The organism is Shewanella sp. GutCb (assembly GCF_002836135.1).
Taxonomy (GTDB): domain Bacteria; phylum Pseudomonadota; class Gammaproteobacteria; order Enterobacterales; family Shewanellaceae; genus Shewanella.
On the sequence record NZ_PJBL01000055.1, the window covers coordinates 1 to 1,794 of the forward strand.

General features: G+C 47.4%; 1 protein-coding gene. It reads left to right on the forward strand.

The annotated features are described in order from the left end of the window. Positions 1 to 519: 519 nt before the first annotated feature. A partial coding sequence (ltrA, locus tag CXF86_RS19915) for a group II intron reverse transcriptase/maturase (protein WP_102039875.1) occupies positions 520 to 1,794 on the forward strand: 1,275 nt, incomplete at its 3' end.

Sequence of the window (1,794 nt, forward strand, 5' to 3'; positions counted from 1 at the left end):
TTGTGTACGCCCAGCATGGGCATGAACTAATGAGGTGAAAGTCCTCTGTAGGAAGATCACCGTTCAATAACATGCTGTTATTAAACGTTAACTACTAGCGAATGGCAAGGGCTTATCCGCGAGGATTGGTCTGGAGGAAGCCGCTAGCAAATTTGCGAGCTGATGAACAAGAACATCATATGAGGCGTAGGCTAAAGGTGAGTTGGCACAAGACGACGAAACCACGTGATCTAATGGCCACCGTAAATGATGCAGCAGTGCAAAGAAAGTTCATGTTCTTATCTGGGGAGATCTGCTTAACACGCGATCGGTCACTAACCAGTCAGGCTCTGGTTTATAAGTGCCTTGGCTTTTCTGCGTCATCGACTGAAAAGAGCGAACCAGATGAAAACCGATAGCGCATGACGGGGTAACTCGGCGTGTGATTAAGCAGAAGTCAGCAGACGGCATAGTAGCCCAACGCCCATCGTAATGGATGGGATATGGTGAAGGCCTGAACATTTAGAAGAAGGAGGAGTCTTGTCACACTTGTCGATACCCACTACGTCGCCAGACGATTACTATCAGCAGCGTATTGACCTGCAACCGGCCTTCAACAGCGATCTATTCCAGCAACTACTCGAACCTGAGAATTTACACCGAGCGTGGCGGCAAGTTAAAGCCAATAAAGGTGCGGCAGGTATCGATGGTATGACCATCGATGCTTTCCCGCTCTGGATGCAACAAGGCGGCTGGCAACGGTGTAAAGCTCAACTTGAGCAAGGTGAATATCAACCTTCGGCGGTCAGGCGCGTTGAGATCGACAAACCCGATGGCGGTAAACGTAAATTGGGGATCCCTAACGTCATTGACCGTGTCATACAGCAAGCGATTGCACAGATACTCACGCCATTGTTTGATCCATTTTTCTCGACCAATAGTTTTGGTTTTAGGCCGAATAGGAATGCCAAACAAGCGGTACTGCAAGTTAAGGATATAATCAAACAGAAGCGAAAATTTGCCGTCGATGTTGATCTGTCTAAGTTCTTTGACCGAGTTAATCATGATCTCTTGATGACTCAACTTAGGAGCAAAGTGCAGGATAAGCGTCTGTTGGCGCTTATTGGTAAATACCTACGTGCAGGTGTGATGGTCAACGACCAATTTGAAGCAAGTTTAGAAGGCGTACCCCAAGGCGGCCCACTCTCGCCATTACTATCAAATATTATGTTGGATAGTCTGGATAAAGAGCTGGAAAGCCGAGGGCATAAATTCGCCCGCTACGCGGACGACTTCATCATTTTGGTAAGGTCTATTCGCGCGGGAGAGCGGGTACTCAAGAGCATTACTCAATACCTTGCCACTAAGCTAAAACTGGTTGTTAATGAACAGAAAAGCCAAGTGGTTAAGGTAGGACAAAGCAAGTTCCTCGGGTTTACATTTAACCGAGGAAAGATCCAGTGGCATGCTAAAACGTTGCACATTTTCAAGCAAAAGATGAGACGGCTGACGAACCGAAATTGGGGCGTTAGTATGGGATATCAATTGTTTAAAGTGCGGCAGTACATGCAAGGCTGGATCAACTACTTTGGCATAGCCAATGCTTACCAAGGATGTGTCGATTTAGACCATTGGATCCGTCGTCGCGTACGTATGTGCTACTGGCGTCAGTGGCGAAAACCTCGGACGAAGGTGCAGAATTTACTTAAACGTGGCGTCAGGATCCAAGCAGCCGTTGCTTGTGGGATCACAAGTAAAGGCCCTTGGCGTAGCTCTAAAACACCAGGAATACAGCAAGCGCTGAGTAATGACTAC